Consider the following 16870-nt stretch of genomic DNA (forward strand, 5'->3'; position numbering starts at 1 on the left):
TCATTCTCGACTATGATGGTTTGGTGTGGTCCACCACATATACGGTAATGAGTAGGGAGAGAGCTTAATTTATGAGACAGAAAAAAACTTGGCTTCAAACGATGGCAGCAATTACGCTTGCCATATCTGCAATTCTACCAGTTGGTTCAATAGCTTCTGCGGAAGAGGAATCCAAAACAGGGACCGATCAATTAATAGTTAAATATAAAACGAATAAAGCCGCCTTATCAAAAAAACAAATGAAAAACATAGGTGTTGAAGATGTAGAAGAGGAAAATCAACTGGGGCTGTATGATGTAAAAGCTGAAGAAGCAAATACTGCCATTACAAAGCTTGAAAAGATGGATAACGTCGAATATGTTGAAAAAAATGTTACATATAAAACCGCTGAAACTATAGATGTAAATGATACATACTATAAAAATCAATGGAACTTAAGTGCCATCGATGCACAGGGCGCGTGGGAAAACGTCAAGGATAATAGCAATCTAGTAAAAGTAGCTGTGCTAGATACAGGTGTTCAAGGTACACATGAAGACTTAACAGGCCGTGTACTAGAGGGGAAAACATTCGTAGAAGGATATGATTCAGCGTTTCAAGGGGATGACCAAGGTCATGGTACATTCGTATCCGGGATCATTGCCGCGAATGCTAATAATGGAAAAGGGATTTCAGGTATAGCAGGTGAGGAGAATGTCCAAATACTCCCTGTTAAGGTCATGAATAAATTAGGTGTCGGGGATGCCTTCAATATCGCACAAGGTATTGATTATGCAGTTGAGCAAGGTGCTGATGTCATCAATATGAGCATAAGCGGTGAATATAGCGAAACAATAGAAAAGGCCGTAAAGAATGCCGCGGATAAAGGTATCGTGGTTGTAGCTGCTTCAGGTAACGGCGGCGGCAATGCAGATGCATCCTATCCTGCCGCTCTTCCGAATGTCTTATCGGTTGGTGCCATTGCTACAAAAGATCAAGTGTATGAACGCTCGAATTATGGGAGCACTTTAGATATCGTGGCACCAGGCGTCAATGTTTTAAGTACTTCATTACTTGGTGATTTAGGTACGGATGCAGGCCGCTACTCTACAGGTTCTGGTACATCCTATGCTGCTCCACATGTCGCTGCTGTTGCGGCGCTGTATAAGCTCAACCATCCAGAAGCGACTTCGAGTCAAGTCGAGGAAGCACTAACATCAACGGCAATCGATTTGAACGAAGAGGGCTGGGATGAGAAAACGGGCCATGGTAAGCTAAATGCGAAAGCCGCGTTAGCGGACGATGTGGAAACTCCCTCATTAGCATTCGTCTTACCGAAAAAGAATGCGAATGTCGTTGGCACCACGACTGTACAAGTAGCGATTAATGATGCGAATACAAGTAAGACTATTTTCTATACAGACGAAGTAAACGATGGAAATGTCATCGGTGAGGTAAAGACAGCGAGTCAAACCTCGGTGCAATTCAAATGGGATACGACTAAGGTGGCAGACGGGTCACATCAGGTAATTGCCGTTGCACTCGATTCGAATGGTAAAGAACTGTCCCATACTCAAACATCAGTGAAGGTAATGAATGCCCCGCAATCAGGCTACATGTTCACGGTTACGACACCAAGCGGTACAATCGCAAAAGGTGCATCCGTTAAATTGTATGAAAAAGTGGAACAAGAGGATGACACAAATGCTCATGGCTACAATGAATTGTGGACAGGCACGACAGATACGGAAGGAGCCGTTCGTGTACCGAGCCATGTGGGTACGGATTTGAAAAACTTACAAGTTGTTGTACAAGGGAAATTCGATACGGCAAAAGGTAACTCGTGGTTCATGTATTCACGTGAGGTGGCTTCATCAGGAACGATTACGTTAAAAAGTGAAAATACCGTTCCAGTCGCATTGAATACGGTGGATGAAGAAGGAAAAGGTATGCCAGGCGCACAATACTTCATCGCCATGAAAGATGCAAAAGATATGACATTAGGTTCAACGACAATGATTAATGAGGAAGGTGCGAAAGAGGAACCGACTGTCTATTTAGATAAGGGTGCATATAACATTTTCTCTTACCATAAGGCCGAGGGGAAAACGTACTTCCTATCAAATACAGCAGCCCAAGTAGGGAACGATACGAAGACTTTGGATTTTGACAGCCGGGAAGCTGGGGAAGTGGCCATTGATAATCGTGATAAGGGACTGGAAAATGGCGTGTTGTATTTATATAATGATGCCATTTCAGAAGCAATCGGTTCAGACGAAGTCATTACTGGTCAAAAATTCTTTGTCACACCGGGTGACTATGATTATATGGTTGATGCGGAAGTGAAGGATCCGGATGGCGGGGAAAACTGGGTTTACGTACTTGCGAATGATAAAACAAAAGCCGTCATCAAAAAAAATAAAAAGACGGTGATTAAAGCCGGTGGCTCAATCGATATTACAAAATTTGAACCGGATCAAGAATCACTTAAAAATTATTACAAGCAACGGGGCTTAACGTACATCGAACGTCCTTATCCAAATATTGCGTATAAACTAGATAAAGCATTTTACACGAAGCAAACATTTGGTGATGATTACGGCAATAAATTAGCGGGCATGTACCGAGGCTCCCTACATTCAGAAGATGCTTTATATAAAAAAGATGTGAATACGGGAAAAACCGTGACCACTGTGGATGATGAAGCACAGATCGAAACGATTAACTTCGGTGATATTTATTCGAAGTACAAAGTTATGCGACTATCTGATAATAAAGTGATGCTTGATAGCCATGCGAAAAACGCAACAAACCCAGCTAACCGCCAATATTATTTCTATTCTTTCTGGGTGACGAGCAGTTCGGACGTGACAGAAGGAAAATATGAAATTTCACTGACGTTAGATGAAAACCCTTTAGCGGAAAAGGGCTTATACAAGGCAATCAATATTGACATGCAGGATTCAGGCACGACGATGCAGGTAAAAAATAAGGGTGGTAATAATGTTCCATCATACATCACGATCAATCGTTTAGAGAAAACGGAAGATGGCGATTCGGAATGGGTCCAATCTCTGGGTCAGAATACGGATACGACGAAAAGTTTATCATTACCAAGCAATCTCGAATTAAGCGATGAAGAAAATGGTAACATGGCGATTATTCGTTATATGCAGCCATCAGGTGAATACTCGTATATATTCCGCCAGTTCACCAGTTTAGATGAATTAAAGAACATCTCCATTCCGGATAATATGCAAAAGGTTGCGGTGACGGCGATGGATGGGGACAAAAAGCTTGATGGTGTCTCTACAAGACTTTGGATGATTAAAAAGCCTGTTACAATAGGTGGTCAAACAACCTATATAACGGCGAATAACTTACAAAATTATAAGTATGATTCAGTTTATCTAGAACCAGGCAACTTCGTCATGGAAGGGAACTATGTTTCATTACCGGATGAAAACAACCAAAAGGCTAACTATTATTTCCTTGAACCAACAGTACAAGTAAAAGATGGTCAAACGAATGCAGTTATTTTCGATAAAGAGAAATTAGCCCAAGTGAAGGTCTCAGCTGACGCAACAGGCTACAGCGATGTACGAGGGGCCATTATTTATCCGTACAACGAATATAGTCAGTCCTTTATCAAAACATTACGCGTTGGTCATACCTTTTATGTACCGTCCAATTTAAAAATGGATTTACAAGTTCAACTAGGTCTTGGCGACAATGAATCAGCCAATATCATTTGGAACTACTTCCTATCAAAAGGTGAACAAACATTCCAAAAAGGGCAGCAAGTCCAGTGGCAGGTTGGAGGCGACTTCAAGGCTAATATTGCCCTCTCAAAAACTATACTGCTACAGGGAGACAAGCTTTCCGGTCATACTTCCATCAAGGATGCATATGGGAATACCGTATCTTCGGTATTAGTCAATCAGTCGACTGACTTCAGCATAGCCGACGATGCACTCATTGCCTATGAAAAACAAGCGAACGGCCAAATTGTTGAAAAAGCAGTGAAGAGCGACTATACGATTAGTCATGGTGGAACAACGGCTTCAGCATCAAGTGTCAAGCCTGTACTGCGCATTTACGATAAAGCGGATAATAAGGTATTCGAAGACGCCAGTCTGGATTATTACGGACATATCGATGATAAGGATGTATCATTGAAGGACGGTCAATATCGTGCAGAATTGGCACTGGCCGCAAGTCCTAAAGGACCAATCGCATCAGCGAAGAATACGGGTCTATTCCAAATCGGTAAAGATGCGGAGATCGTAGCACCGGTTCCGGGCATCAAAGAAGAAGTAAAGGTACCGACTATCTCACCGGTCACCGACCAAACAACCATGGTCAAAGGAAAAACGACGCCTAAAGCGGTTGTGACCTTGAAAAATGGTAAAAAGAATATCAAATCAGCAAAAGCTGATAAAAATGGGCAATACACAATGAAGATTTCCAAGCAAAAAGCGGGTACGAAGTTATCTCTTTCTGCGACACTAAAAGGCTATAAGGCTAGTAAGGTAAAAACGATTACCGTGCTCGACCGCACCTCGCCAACCGTTAAGCCCATTACAGTGACAGATAAAACGATGGCTGTCACGATCGTTACCGAAAAAAATGTGACGATGACATTCACAGCAAAAGGAATGACGTATACAAAGCCTGTTTATAAAAATGGCAAGTATACATTAAAAATCGCCAAACTCCCTGCCAAGACGAAATGGACATTGATCGTCAAGGACAAAGCCGGGAATAAAACGAAGAAAACAGGCGTTGTATTAGACCGAACTGCTCCAAAAGCAGCAACTGTGGAAAAAGTGACAACGACAACTACTGTCGTAAAGGGAAAAGGGGAGAAAAAAGCCACGGTCACCATATATAAAGGAAAAGAAAAAGTAGCATCGGGTAAAGTCAATGCGAAAGGCACATTCTCAATCAAGGTGCCAAAGCAAAAAGCCAATACGACATTGCATGTTGTCGTCCAGGATGCAGCGAAGAATAAGTCAAAAGTGGCGAAAGTGAAAGTTAGGATATAACTACGAATCAACCTCCGATATAGGAATATCGGAGGTTGATTTTTTTTAGCTGTAAACGATTTGGGGTTAAGCGGATTGAATGTCTTACAATTCAAATGAAGATCATGGAGTCCTATCAACATACTGAGAAGAAACAAATATCTGGGAGGCTCGTACTATCACTTATTTCTTATTAATTAACTTACTGGCTTCGCCTTGCTGATTTACGGGAATATCTTTTCCGACTGTGACACGGCGTACGACGCGTTGGTCTTCGTAGTCTGCTATTGCGTAATGTTGAGTGGCCAAGTTATCCCAGATTACGACATCCCCTTCAGTCCACTGCCAGCGTACGGTATTTTCCAAGCGCGTGACGTAAGAATCAAAGATGCTTAGTAGTCTTTCGGATTCGCTTGTGGAATAGCCTTCGATCCTGCCTGCAAATCCTCCTAGTAACAGATGTTTTTTACCTGTTTCGGAGTGCACATGAACTACGGGATGTCTTGTTTTATAAACGGTCGATGCAAATACGGCACGATAGTTCTTTTTCACTTCATCATCAATCGTTTCACTTGGTTTGAATTGTGCATAATCGTATTCATTTGTATGAATACCCCATGCTTCATCTGCAAGCTTTTGCAAACCTACCGGAAGGTCTTCGTATGCTTGATTCGTGTTCGCCCAAACCGTGTCTCCACCCACATTTGGAATGGTGACACCTCTTAGAATGGAGTATTTGGGAACTTCGGGAACGAACGTGACGTCAGTATGCCAACGGTTGGCTTTGGCACCTTGTTCGGAATCGAGCTCGAAGATATAGTTGGTATTGTCTTTTACGGGTACGGTTGGATGTGCGTAGGGTTCACCCAATAGACTGGAAAATGCTTCTTGGCCTGCATCGTCTAAGTGATGTTGCCCTCTGAAGAAAACCACTTTATGCTCGTTCAGTGCTTGTTTAATTTCGTTAAAAATAGCCGGGTCCAGGTCTCCGCTTAATTGAACACCTTGAATCTCCGCTCCGATTCTTCCTGCTACTGGTACCACTTTCACTTGTTTTGTCTTAACTTCAGTCATACTATATTCCTCCTCAATTTTTGAAATGAATGTCTCCTTGATATAACCTTATCAACTAAAAATATGGAAAAGTGGGGGACCACTGAAAAACCCACTACGCTTTATAGCTGCATGATGTTTCAGAAAAATCCACCTTGAAAAATTTCTTTTTTCTTTCCACTAACGAGAAGTCCCGTTTTTTTAGATAGGTTGATTTTCTAGTGAGGTTTCACTGACATTTACAATACATCCCACTAATACTAATCGAGAGACCGTACTTTTTTAACTGGTACTATTCCTTCAATAAGTCCCCTCCTTGTTTTAAATTACACTTTACCTACTTGAATAGTCGACTTTTAAGACGTAAGAAACAAAAAAGAGATCCAACAAAGAGTTTCCTCTTGTTGAATCTCTGGTAGACCAGTTGATTCCAAACGTCTAACTATATGGTCTATTCTGGAAAGTGGTTTGTGTATGAATGCATCTTACCAATGATTGGATGAGTTTGTCAATGACTTTTATATTATTCTTATAGTTTTAGTTGGAATAAATGGCAAGATTGTTTTAACGTCCAATAGAAAAGGATGACCTTATGATAGCGGGTCACCCTTTGTACCTATAGTATCAATACACTCATCCCTTATATACAGGGAAATAAATAATAAAGGAAGTTCCTTTATTCACTTGGCTTTCAACGACGATTTTCCCCTTGTACTTTTGGGCAATGGTATAGCAGACTGTCAGACCGATACCGGTTCCTCTATCTTTCAGTGAATAAAAGGGGGTGCCGATTATTTCAAGCTGTTCTTTGGATAGACCGACGCCTGTGTCGGTTATTTTGATTTTTGCCATGTCTCGTTCCTGACTGGTCTCGACGATGATAAATCCTGGATTGTTCATGGATTCAATGCCATTTTTCATAATGTTGACCAGTAGTTGCTTGAGCTCAATGGGATTGATCTTTATGATTAAATCTTCCTTGAATAGTAGTTGGAATCCTATATTACGATTGTTTGCAAAGCTGGTCAAAAGGTCAGAGGTCTTCTGGATTTCCTGATTCAGCTGGATGACCTCAATATTATCGGTATGGGGTTTTGCCAATGATAGATAGTCATTGATAATGACCTGTGTGAATTCCAGTTCGGTAAGCATCGTTTGTACGTAGAATTTTTCCGTTTTGCTCAATTCCTTTTCTTGATCCAATAGCTGGGCAAATCCCTTTACGACCGTAATTGGGTTTCGAATCTCGTGGGCGATGGTGGCAGCAAGCTGACCGACCGAATCCAATTGCTTGGCTTGTTGTAATTCGGTATGAAAGGCATTTATGGAGTTCATCCTGTTGTTCGTACTGATGAACACAAAGGCCAAGATGATCTGGATCGCGATGAAATTCAAGATATTTCCGAAACTATCAAGCGAGACGTACTTATATGTATATTGTAAATTTGTATGAGAAATGAAATGGATGAAAATTGGACCGAGTATGGCATTTGATGCAGCTACAATGTAAAATCCGATTTTATCAAATAAAAATATGGGGATTAAGGGTGCCATGGCAAACATGGCCATCATGATGGCGGTATCTGGATACAACCAGAATTTCAGGTAAAGGTAAATCGTCATGAGAAGAATGAAAATCGTTTTCCATTTGTTTTCGTCTTTTTTTATGAAAAAAAACAAAGAGAGTATGATGCTGGATATCAGGATAACTTGTATAGACATATCGATAGGGTCATGTTTCCAGCTTATTGGCGATACGGAAATGCCCACCACTAGTAATAAAGACAACACAATCATGAAACTCTTAAGAATGAATCGTTGTTGGTTTTGAAAATACTGATGGTTTTTTAACATACATCACCTTATTCTAAAAATTCTATTTAATTAATAGTAATCTTTTCCTGGTTCTTTGTAAATCAGAAAAGATAGGGTGTGTGTTCAGCTTTTGATTTCCTGTCTATTACTAGAGTATGAAAGGCAGGTCTGTAAGGAAGTTGTTAGGCGGCAATAGGAATAGGTAGGAATGTATGCCCTGATTGAATCGTGGAAGTTTATTTTTTTTACAAAATTTTCTTTGAAAATTTGCAAATGGGGACATATTAGTAAGATGGATGGGTATAAAAAAAGTAATAAGAATCCATTAGGAGGTTGAATATGAAGGCGGTAACTTTTCAAGGTGCAAAGGATATAAAAGTAAAAGAAGTGGAGGATCCGAAATTACAGCAGAAGGATGATATCATCGTACGGGTGACATCGACGGCGATTTGTGGGTCCGATCTTCATATTTATCAGGGAGCGCTCCCGACACATAAGGATTACGTCATTGGCCATGAGCCGATGGGAATCGTGGAGGAAGTCGGACCGGAAGTCACGAAGGTAAAGAAAGGGGACAGGGTCGTCCTTCCTTTCAATATTTCGTGTGGACATTGTTATTATTGTGAACATGATATGGAAAGCCAATGTGACAATTCGAACCGTAATGAAGAAATCGATACGGGTGGATATTTCGGCTTTACGGAACGTTATGGGAACTATCCAGGCGGACAGGCTGAATATTTGCGGGTACCATACGGAAACTTCATGCCATTCGTGATCCCGGAGTCGTGTGAACTAGAGGATGAGGCGCTTCTGTTCATGTCGGACGTGCTCCCGACCGCTTATTGGAGTGTGGAGAATGCGGGTGTGAAGGAAGGCAGCACGGTCGCCATTCTAGGGTGTGGACCAATCGGTTTGATGGCCCAGAAGTTTGCCTGGATGAAAGGCGCCAAGCGTGTGATTGCCATCGATAACCTTCCCTACAGGCTGAACCGGGCAAAACAGATGAACAAGGTGGAGACGTATAATTTCGATGAGTATAATGATATGGGTGCCTATATTAAGGAAATCACTTCAGGCGGAGTGGATATCGTCATTGACTGCGTCGGAATGGACGGAAAAAAATCAACCATTGAAGCCATCGAGCAAAAACTCAAGCTTCAGGGCGGAACATTAAGTGCCATCGAGATTGCGATGAACTCAGTCAAGAAATTCGGTACGATTCAACTGACCGGTGTATACGGATCCAAATATAATATGTTCCCGCTTGGTAATTTATTCGAACGGAACATTAACCTGAAAATGGGACAAGCTCCGGTCATTCACTACATGCCGATGCTTTTTGATAAAATTACAAAAGGTGAGTTCGATCCGACAGAAATCATCTCACATAAAGTCCCGCTCGACCAAGCGAGTGCCGCTTATCAAATATTTAACGACCATGAAGATGAATGCATCAAAGTCGTGTTAAAACCATAAAAATGCTTCATGCTTGCCAAAAGCCAATGTGTCTATCCATTGGCTTTTTTTGGCGTGTAGAGGATGACAATACGTGTATACGAGGTCCGGTTTTTCCAGTATGGTTGATATGGGAAATGGACATTTTGGTATGTTGTCTGGCAGATCGGAGCCAGGAGAGGAAGAGACCATCAACATTCACTTTCATGCTAAAGAGAAAAATGTACTGTTATTAAGAAAGAATCGCTTCGAAGGGAGATTGAATAGACGCGTCAGGGGGAGAAAATGTTATATAATAATAGCAAAAGCAAGGGGGAGAGTGCATGATAGTGAATACTGTAGCAGAATTATGTGCAGAAGTTGAGAAGGTGTACCAGCCGTTACATGTTACATTAACGATTGATATCCTAGATAAGAGATTCGGTCCTGTAAAGGCGGAAGCGGAGATTACTGTTTGCCCCGTTGAATCCAAGGGGTATTTCGAGATCCTGGTTGAGGAACTTGAATCGGAGCATATCTATGCTGCTGAAAATGGGTCCATTTATGGCAGCTTTGGCATTGACCAAAGTATCCAGGTTTATGATGAGGTATTGAACACGGTTCCATTCGATGCATTAATCGGAACGGGAAACTGGAAAGAAAAGATGGATTCATATTTGGCGGAAGATACATTAAAGAGTCAACTTGAAACCGTGCTGAAGAATTACCAGTTCAGCGATATGAGCGGGAAATATAAATTCAGAAAAATATGCACGATAACGGACTTTCACCTTGAAAAGTGAACAAAATAATAGAGAAGGCGATGTCGCCTTCTCTTTATTCTTTAATTAATTTAAATCCATTGGTATCCAGGATATATTGAATGCCTTGCCTAAAGGAATTGAAGGGACGAAAATCGATATCTATCCGAGTTCGGAGGATCGACTGAGCAAGTTTTGGTCCGATGCCGACCACGACGGGTTCCACACCCATTAAGGACAGGGCCTTGAATATTTTATTGATACCATCCAATTCGAACATATCAAAGTCATGTTTAAACGAAGTGAAATCCAGGATGATATACTCGATTTGGTGATCTCTACAATAGTTCAGGATTTTAGATTGAATCGTTTCTAAACGGTCGGGCGTCATTTTTCCTATGATAGGCACTAAAGCCGTTGAATCGTGGACGGTTGGGATTATCGGCGTATCGATTTCCATAAGCAGTTTTTTGCCTTCCTTGATCGTTTCCTCATATTCCGTTACATCTTGCCATGAGAGGATAAAGCCTGTTCGCTTTCCACTTTCATTCAGTATTTCATCCACCATGATATTGGCACTGAATTTTTTGAAAAGAACGATTTGTGCCGAGTGTGGAAAAGGACCATCCCGAAGTATTTTTTCCTGTCGTTCCCCGTGAAAGGAACTGACGTTTAGTCCAATGAAATCATCGGGATTTGTTATTCTCACATAGGGACCGATGGTTACTAAAAGATCCCTCGCATATTGGTTAAACCAAACAATGGTATGGTCGGAATCCGTTAAAAAGATGTTTTCTTCTATTTTATCCAACAGTTGGTACGTGTTGACGTTATTTAATATATCTGACATGGAGATACCCCTTTATGCGATTTCTTATGATGCTCGCTCGCCAAAAATCGTAACAGATTGAGATGGATCTGTCTATTCTTTATCATATGTTAGCGAGAATGAATAAAGGGTAGTAAAAAGGTATAGGAGTTAAAGCCAATCCCCATGCCAAACTACATCATTTATAAACCGACCCCGGGATTTTTATGGATGGGTTTCCGGAAGAATAGGGAGCTACTTCGTATTCCTGGAATATTAGATAAATTCCGTCTTTAGTGTAATAAAACTGGGAATGTTTGTTTACGGGAACATCACTTTGTTTATCGACAAAAAAGTCTTCATGTTTGCTCATGTATTTGTAAGCGTACTTCTGTACTTTCTTATATTTCTGTTTCGATGTGAGGATGTCGGCAATTTTCATTTGCTTGCCGGAAGATATTTTGAAATTATATGATGTTACAGCGCCGATTCCGTGTGCCCCGCCCTCATATACATAATTGTAGAGCAGGATACTTAGCTTTCCGTCTTGGTTGTACTTCACTTTATATTGGGTCGCATACATATAGTTACACGTTTTCCCATTGCACCACTCTTCATTTTTATCTTCCTTATTCGCTTGTTTCACTTTTAAATAGGATGTATAAGCTTCTTTGGCATGTTTAGTGAATGTTCGGTTGATTTTTTCCTGGGCTGTTTTACTTTTTAGTCCGGATACTTGAGGATACGATAAGTCACTGATACTTTTATACTTCTTCTTGGTAATCTTCACGGGGCTGAACGCTAAATATTTAGTGGATACGTAGGATTTTTTGTCTTTGTAACGAATTTCCGACCATCCCGATTTGGTTCTGGAATAGACGGTCACTGATTTTCCTTTCTTTAGGGAGCCGACTTTTTTATAGTTGGTCCCAGGACCGCTCCTGACGGTCAAATCACTGTTCTTCGTATTGACCAAGGCATTTTCGGTAGTGGCAGCGGAAGCAGAGTCAGTTGATAGCAGAAAGTATGAAAAAGTTGAAAAAGCTAGTATGGTAGCGAGGACGATTTTTGAGAGGTTTTTGATTGGCCACATGCGCATTCCTCCTAGTGTTATATTTTTACAGTTCTATTATATAAGGGTATTGATTAACTAGATAGTGTTATTTACGTATCAATTATATTACACAGATAATGAGGGGAATAGGATGAAAATTGGACTTGTACGACATTTTAAGGTCAATCATGATTTTCCAACCGGAAAGTATGTGACGGCCGATTTCATGGACCAATGGTTCAAGGATTATGATGAAGCGGATATTGTTTATGGGGAAACTCCACTATTGGACGTGGAGTGGAAGGCTTGCTACACAAGCGATATGTCGAGGGCAGTGAAGACGGCCGAGCATATTTATCCCGATAAAATCATTCAAATGAAGGAACTGCGTGAAATTCCTTCGCCCCCTCTTAAAGGGAAAGTGAAACTGCCCTTCATTCTATGGGCCATCTGGATTCGGTGCTCCTCATTCTTGAACAAGCAAACGAGACTGGAAATCAAGAAAGCTGAAAAGCGGATCAATCAAGCACTGGATCAAATCTTGGCAAATGGGGAGCAAGATACCCTGATCGTGAGTCATGCGGCTCTCATGGTGTATATAAGGAAAGAGTTGATCCGAAGGGGGTTCTCTGGTCCGAAGTATGCAGTCGCCAGCAATGGGAGGTTATATATGTTCGAAAAGGTCCCCTTTCCTAAATAAGTGAAAAATAGTTTGTAAGGGGCCATAATGATAGTGGTATGGGTGGTTTGTATCCGTGTAAGTAATGCGAAAATCTTTTTATTATTCCAGAAAAAGATGTAGGTAATTTCCCCAATAGTTATTCTTTTTCCAACCGTTGTGGTTTATTATTGTAATAGTGCAATTTTTTCGAATATAACGAATGGAAAAGAGGGTGAACGTCTTGGTGAAAGCTATATTTTTTGATTTGGATGATACATTACTCTGGGATCAGAAAAGTGTGAAAGAAGCTTTTGTAGCAACATGTGAAGTGGCAAAGGCGAAGTATGACGTAAATATTGGCGAGTTTGAGGAAGCGGTACGCAAGGAAGCACGTGAGCTTTATTCTTCTTATGATACATACGAGTTTACAAAAATGATTGGAATCAATCCTTTCGAAGGGCTTTGGGGAGATTTTCAGGATGACCATGATGAGTTCCGGAAAATGGCCAAGATTGTGCCGATATACCGGAAAGAGGCATGGACAAGAGGGTTGAAGGCCCTAGGAATTGATGATCCGGCATTCGGGGCGGAACTTGCAGAACGCTTTCCGGCTGAGAGACGGAAAAAGCCGTTCATCTATGAAGAGTCCTTCTGTGTGTTGGATGAGTTAAAAGGAAAGTACAAATTGTTATTGCTGACGAATGGTTCACCCCAGCTTCAAAATACGAAGCTTGAAATCACGCCTGAACTTGTTCCATATTTTGATCAGATTGTCATTTCCGGAGCGTTTGGACGCGGAAAACCGGATGCTTCCATTTTTGAGCATGCACTTGAACTCATGAATCTTGATAAGGATGAAGTGCTCATGGTCGGTGATAATTTAATGACGGATATTCTTGGTGCCACACGTGCCGGCATTCAGTCGGTATGGATCAATCGTCATGACAAGGAACGGAATGAAGTCATCCCTACCTATGAAATCAAACATCTAGAAGAACTATATCCTATTCTTGAGGGGTTAAAAGAATAAAACAGAAATCCCCCTTTATCCGGGGGATTCATTTTATTTCGTTTTATTAAAATGGAGGGGTGGTGGGACCAACCATCCTTTTTTCTTGTTCAAATGAAGGAATTTGGCACCCATAGCTGCATGTTCAGCATGGAATTGTTCGAACATCCCTGCAATATCCTCCCGTATGGATTGGGCTATCATATTGCTGCAAGCTATTAAACCGGCTGCAATATCCATGGATATGGAAGCGGCGATTTCCGGGTCCTGAAAGCGGGCGCCAACGGGGATTTCATCAATATCGACTTTTGATCGATCAGGTGGCGTTGGCGGTAATCCGATACCATTTTCCTTCAATAGTGCTTCCACTTCGGCGATTTCCTGTTTCCCTCGTTCGATTTTTTCTTAAATCAATTTACGCAGATCTTCATCACCAGCATGGTTGAGCAAGGTTTGATGACAAGCGACACAGCCCTTTGTCGTTACTAAATAGGTCCACGTTCCAAATACTTCTCCATAGTGCATCGGTTCTTCTTTTGGATTTCCACTTAATATTCCCATCGTCAACCTCCTTATGAAATAGGCAATCATATTGTAATGTACCCCGATATCAAACCGTTATTCATCGCAACGAAGAACGATATATCAATGAGAAATTTGGTCAATGGAAGGGAACAGGCATGAATATTCCCTATCGGTTTACCCATACTAATATTGGTTCCAACATCATACAAGGAGGGGATGTAAGTGCAAAATCAAAATCAACAACAGGGTCAAACACATCAAAATATGCAAACAGGCGCGGTACCTCCGCAAATGAATCATGGTGGTCATGAACTATTTGATGCACACGAAGTGCTAGCGGGGACGATTAGTGTTTTGGATACCTATATGTTGCTCCGTCAACATGTACAGGACCCAGAATTATTGGATATCCTTGATCGTCAATATCAGTTCATCCAACAGGAATATAATACTTCCTTAGAGGCTTTCCAGACGGGGCAAAAACCTTCCGTCCCAACCCAAACCTACAATATGAATCAAGGCAATGATTTTATTTATGGCCTAAAACCATCGAAGCCGAAGAAACCTTACCAATCGGTGTCAGAGATTAATGATCAAGGAATTTCGGGCTTGATGCTAGGGGCTTTGAAATCCAGTGCAACGTTAAAAGCCATGTCCGCACTTGAGATGACAAATCCAGTACTGCGTCGGGTCATCGCTGATTCCGTTCCGAATTGCATAGAGATGGCCTATGAGATTTCGCTTTATCAAAACAAACATCATTATTACCAAGTACCACAGCTTCAACAGCAGGATATGCAACAAATGATAAACTCATTTGCTCCTGCAAGCGGGAATCCAACCAATACCAACAACAATATGACCCATTGATCGGACCATAATCATTAAAGAAGGCGAGCATGCAATATGCTCGCCTTTCCTTGTTTCGATTGTTATTGTTTGAGCTGGTTCAAATCATCAATGCACGTTTGGATGAGCGTGACTGCCTGGCTCATCGCTGCACCACCACCAAATGCAACGGTTACGCCTATTGTTTCAAGTATTTCCTGTTCCGAGCAACCTTGATCGAGGCAGCCTTTCGTATGATAGATTATGCAATATTCATCCTGGGAATATAAGCTTATCCCTAAAGCTATCAGTTGTTTCTGCTTCTTCGATAAGGTGCCTTCTTTAAAGCATTCTTCCGTTAAAGAATTGAACTTTGTTGCAAGTTCAGGCATCTTTTCCGTAAAAGAGCCAATTCCAGCTTTATATTCATGAAGAGCGGCTTCTGTCGTGTTCTTCGTTTCATATTCCAAGTTCCATTCAGCTCCATCCCTAATATTCTTTTCCTAGAAATTAGTATGAGCCAAATAGGGATGATTAAACATAAAATCATAGGGATTAAAATTCCGTATTTAGCGGCGGACGGGGTCTGGCGGTTTTATACCATTGAAAGCAAAGCAAACCAATGAGTACGAGGTCGATGGCATCCCCGGCATAGTACATGAGGACGGCTCCGGATTCCGCCTGGTGAGACATGACCCCGATTGGAGGGTTTGCATAGATGTACTTGGATAGGATTCCATGACCGGCTAAAGCAAGGACGAAGATAATGCATCGGAATACGAAACTGAACCGGTGCGGGGCCGGATCGATATAAACCATGGAAGCCGTGAAAAGATAGCCGGCAAGGAATACATGGATATGCACCAACAGATAGAGAGAGGCATGTTGATGCATGGCCGCATACAATTCCGTCGTATAAAGCACCCAAAGCCCTCCGATATTCAAGGTGGACGCTGTGATGGGGTTACTCAAAATGCGTACTGGCCAGGTTTTCAACAGACGTGAAAGACGCCTTGCGTGAGGTACTTTTAATGTGCGGAGCAGAAGAGTCATGGGTGCTGCAAGGACCATCAGCAGTGGAGCAAGCATGCCAAGGAGCAAATGGCTGATCATATGTGCGGTGAAACTAATATGACTCCGGTCTGCTATGGGTCCAATCACTGAAGCGGCAGCACAAGTCACTCCGAACACCCAAAAGAACATTCGGTAAAGTGGCCACTTTTTATGCTTCCGGTTGGAAAGGATCATCGCTGCTATATATAGGACTAAAATGATGGCGAGTAGAATCACCAGAGGGAGTCCGGTAGAAGGCCCACTAGTGATATGGTGGATATGTTCATCCTTTGTCATGATGATTTAGATTCTTTCGCTCTTATTATCGTGCTTCGTCTTGTTCGATAGATAAGGTAGACACCGACTACAATCAATGCCGCAGCAATTATATTCCAAATCATATCGTACGGGAGGATATCCACATCATAACGAATTTGATGCAGCCTCATCAGCTTATGTTGGATGATCCCGTCATATAATTGGAAGCCACCAGCCCCTAGAAATACACCGCCTTGCCATCTTTTCAACCATAAGGCATTCCGCCTGCGAAGGTCAGCGAACATGAATAAAGAACCGATGGTCGCAAACCAGCTCAAAGCATGAAATAAACCATCAGAAACGAGTCCGATATTGGTCGTCGACTTATCATAAAAATGATGCCAATGCAGGAGTTGATGAAAGACCATTTCATCTATGAATGCGACAAGGCCGATGCCGAATAAGATGCCCGACCAAAGATTGCGGGACGAGTAGATATAGCGATTTTCCGACATGGATTTATTTTTATGGTGCCGTGGTCTAACGTCCATATATGTATCCTCCTTCAATGAATCGTAGGTATACTATACCGTGAATCCTCT

The 16870-nt window shown here is 41.7% G+C and carries 13 protein-coding genes and 1 pseudogene; 6 read left to right on the forward strand and 8 right to left on the reverse strand.

Going from position 1 to position 16870, the window contains the following annotated elements; translation table 11 throughout:
- Nucleotides 1-71: 71 nt before the first annotated feature.
- Nucleotides 72-5027, forward strand: a complete 4956-nt coding sequence (locus tag AC503W_RS03655) for a S8 family peptidase (protein ID WP_494916091.1) — start codon at nt 72-74, stop codon at nt 5025-5027.
- Between the two features lie 162 nt (nt 5028-5189).
- Here the strand turns inward: AC503W_RS03655 and AC503W_RS03660 are convergent, their stop codons facing one another.
- Nucleotides 5190-6080, reverse strand: a complete 891-nt coding sequence (locus AC503W_RS03660; protein ID WP_494916093.1) for a TauD/TfdA dioxygenase family protein — start codon at nt 6078-6080, stop codon at nt 5190-5192.
- A 612-nt stretch (nt 6081-6692) separates the two neighbouring features.
- Entirely contained in the window at nt 6693-7913 is a 1221-nt protein-coding gene (locus AC503W_RS03665; RefSeq protein ID WP_494916095.1) for an ATP-binding protein, read from the reverse strand.
- A gap of 300 nt (nt 7914-8213) precedes the next feature.
- Between AC503W_RS03665 and AC503W_RS03670 the strand changes: the two genes are divergently transcribed.
- On the forward strand, nt 8214-9353 hold the full coding sequence (locus AC503W_RS03670) for a zinc-dependent alcohol dehydrogenase (RefSeq protein WP_402955167.1): 1140 nt from the start codon (nt 8214-8216) through the stop codon (nt 9351-9353).
- A gap of 302 nt (nt 9354-9655) precedes the next feature.
- Nucleotides 9656-10114, forward strand: coding sequence for a hypothetical protein (locus AC503W_RS03675; protein WP_402867469.1), 459 nt, complete (start codon nt 9656-9658; stop codon nt 10112-10114).
- A gap of 34 nt (nt 10115-10148) precedes the next feature.
- Here AC503W_RS03675 and AC503W_RS03680 read toward each other — a convergent pair whose 3' ends face one another.
- Both AC503W_RS03680 and AC503W_RS03685 read right to left on the reverse strand, forming a co-directional pair.
- Nucleotides 10149-10922 (reverse strand): STAS domain-containing protein, encoded by a 774-nt coding sequence (locus tag AC503W_RS03680; protein ID WP_402955170.1) that lies wholly within the window; start codon nt 10920-10922, stop codon nt 10149-10151.
- Between the two features lie 157 nt (nt 10923-11079).
- The gene (locus AC503W_RS03685) at nt 11080-11973 is read right to left on the reverse strand and encodes a PdaC/SigV domain-containing protein (protein ID WP_427688099.1); all 894 of its coding nucleotides are present in this window, start codon (nt 11971-11973) and stop codon (nt 11080-11082) included.
- 112 nt (nt 11974-12085) lie between these two features.
- Between AC503W_RS03685 and AC503W_RS03690 the strand changes: the two genes are divergently transcribed.
- Nucleotides 12086-12634: a histidine phosphatase family protein gene (locus AC503W_RS03690; RefSeq protein ID WP_402990755.1), complete on the forward strand. Its 549-nt coding sequence runs from the start codon at nt 12086-12088 to the stop codon at nt 12632-12634.
- A gap of 202 nt (nt 12635-12836) precedes the next feature.
- Complete coding sequence (locus AC503W_RS03695; protein ID WP_427688097.1) at nt 12837-13625, forward strand: HAD family hydrolase; 789 nt, start codon at nt 12837-12839, stop codon at nt 13623-13625.
- A 33-nt stretch (nt 13626-13658) separates the two neighbouring features.
- Here the strand turns inward: AC503W_RS03695 and AC503W_RS03700 are convergent.
- Nucleotides 13659-14165: pseudogene (locus AC503W_RS03700) on the reverse strand (DUF3231 family protein).
- 228 nt (nt 14166-14393) lie between these two features.
- Between AC503W_RS03700 and AC503W_RS03705 the strand changes: the two are divergent.
- Complete coding sequence (locus tag AC503W_RS03705; RefSeq protein WP_402868498.1) at nt 14394-14999, forward strand: spore coat protein; 606 nt, start codon at nt 14394-14396, stop codon at nt 14997-14999.
- Nucleotides 15000-15061: 62 nt separating this feature from the next.
- Here the strand turns inward: AC503W_RS03705 and AC503W_RS03710 are convergent, their stop codons facing one another.
- The 3 genes from AC503W_RS03710 to AC503W_RS03720 form a co-directional block, all read right to left on the reverse strand.
- Complete coding sequence (locus AC503W_RS03710) at nt 15062-15427, reverse strand: carboxymuconolactone decarboxylase family protein (RefSeq protein WP_402867474.1); 366 nt, start codon at nt 15425-15427, stop codon at nt 15062-15064.
- An 85-nt stretch (nt 15428-15512) separates the two neighbouring features.
- The gene (locus AC503W_RS03715; RefSeq protein WP_427651223.1) at nt 15513-16307 is read right to left on the reverse strand and encodes a cytochrome c oxidase assembly protein; all 795 of its coding nucleotides are present in this window, start codon (nt 16305-16307) and stop codon (nt 15513-15515) included.
- The gene (locus AC503W_RS03720) at nt 16304-16819 is read right to left on the reverse strand and encodes a DUF2243 domain-containing protein (RefSeq protein WP_427688095.1); all 516 of its coding nucleotides are present in this window, start codon (nt 16817-16819) and stop codon (nt 16304-16306) included. Before AC503W_RS03720 ends, AC503W_RS03715 begins: the two co-directional genes overlap by 4 nt.
- Between the last annotated feature and the right edge of the window lie 51 nt (nt 16820-16870).

It is taken from the genome of Peribacillus suis (genome assembly GCF_059384845.1).

What these genes read in the sequence shown, in the direction of transcription:
- AC503W_RS03655 (WP_494916091.1), top strand. Translation starts at nt 72, where the DNA reads ATGAGACAGAAAAAAACTTGGCTTCAAACGATGGCAGCAATTACGCTT.
- AC503W_RS03660 (WP_494916093.1), bottom strand. Translation starts at nt 6,080, where the DNA reads ATGACTGAAGTTAAGACAAAACAAGTGAAAGTGGTACCAGTAGCAGGA.
- AC503W_RS03665 (WP_494916095.1), bottom strand. Translation starts at nt 7,913, where the DNA reads ATGTTAAAAAACCATCAGTATTTTCAAAACCAACAACGATTCATTCTT.
- AC503W_RS03670 (WP_402955167.1), top strand. Translation starts at nt 8,214, where the DNA reads ATGAAGGCGGTAACTTTTCAAGGTGCAAAGGATATAAAAGTAAAAGAA.
- AC503W_RS03675 (WP_402867469.1), top strand. Translation starts at nt 9,656, where the DNA reads ATGATAGTGAATACTGTAGCAGAATTATGTGCAGAAGTTGAGAAGGTG.
- AC503W_RS03680 (WP_402955170.1), bottom strand. Translation starts at nt 10,922, where the DNA reads ATGTCAGATATATTAAATAACGTCAACACGTACCAACTGTTGGATAAA.
- AC503W_RS03685 (WP_427688099.1), bottom strand. Translation starts at nt 11,973, where the DNA reads ATGTGGCCAATCAAAAACCTCTCAAAAATCGTCCTCGCTACCATACTA.
- AC503W_RS03690 (WP_402990755.1), top strand. Translation starts at nt 12,086, where the DNA reads ATGAAAATTGGACTTGTACGACATTTTAAGGTCAATCATGATTTTCCA.
- AC503W_RS03705 (WP_402868498.1), top strand. Translation starts at nt 14,394, where the DNA reads ATGCAAACAGGCGCGGTACCTCCGCAAATGAATCATGGTGGTCATGAA.
- AC503W_RS03715 (WP_427651223.1), bottom strand. Translation starts at nt 16,307, where the DNA reads ATGACAAAGGATGAACATATCCACCATATCACTAGTGGGCCTTCTACC.
- AC503W_RS03720 (WP_427688095.1), bottom strand. Translation starts at nt 16,819, where the DNA reads ATGGACGTTAGACCACGGCACCATAAAAATAAATCCATGTCGGAAAAT.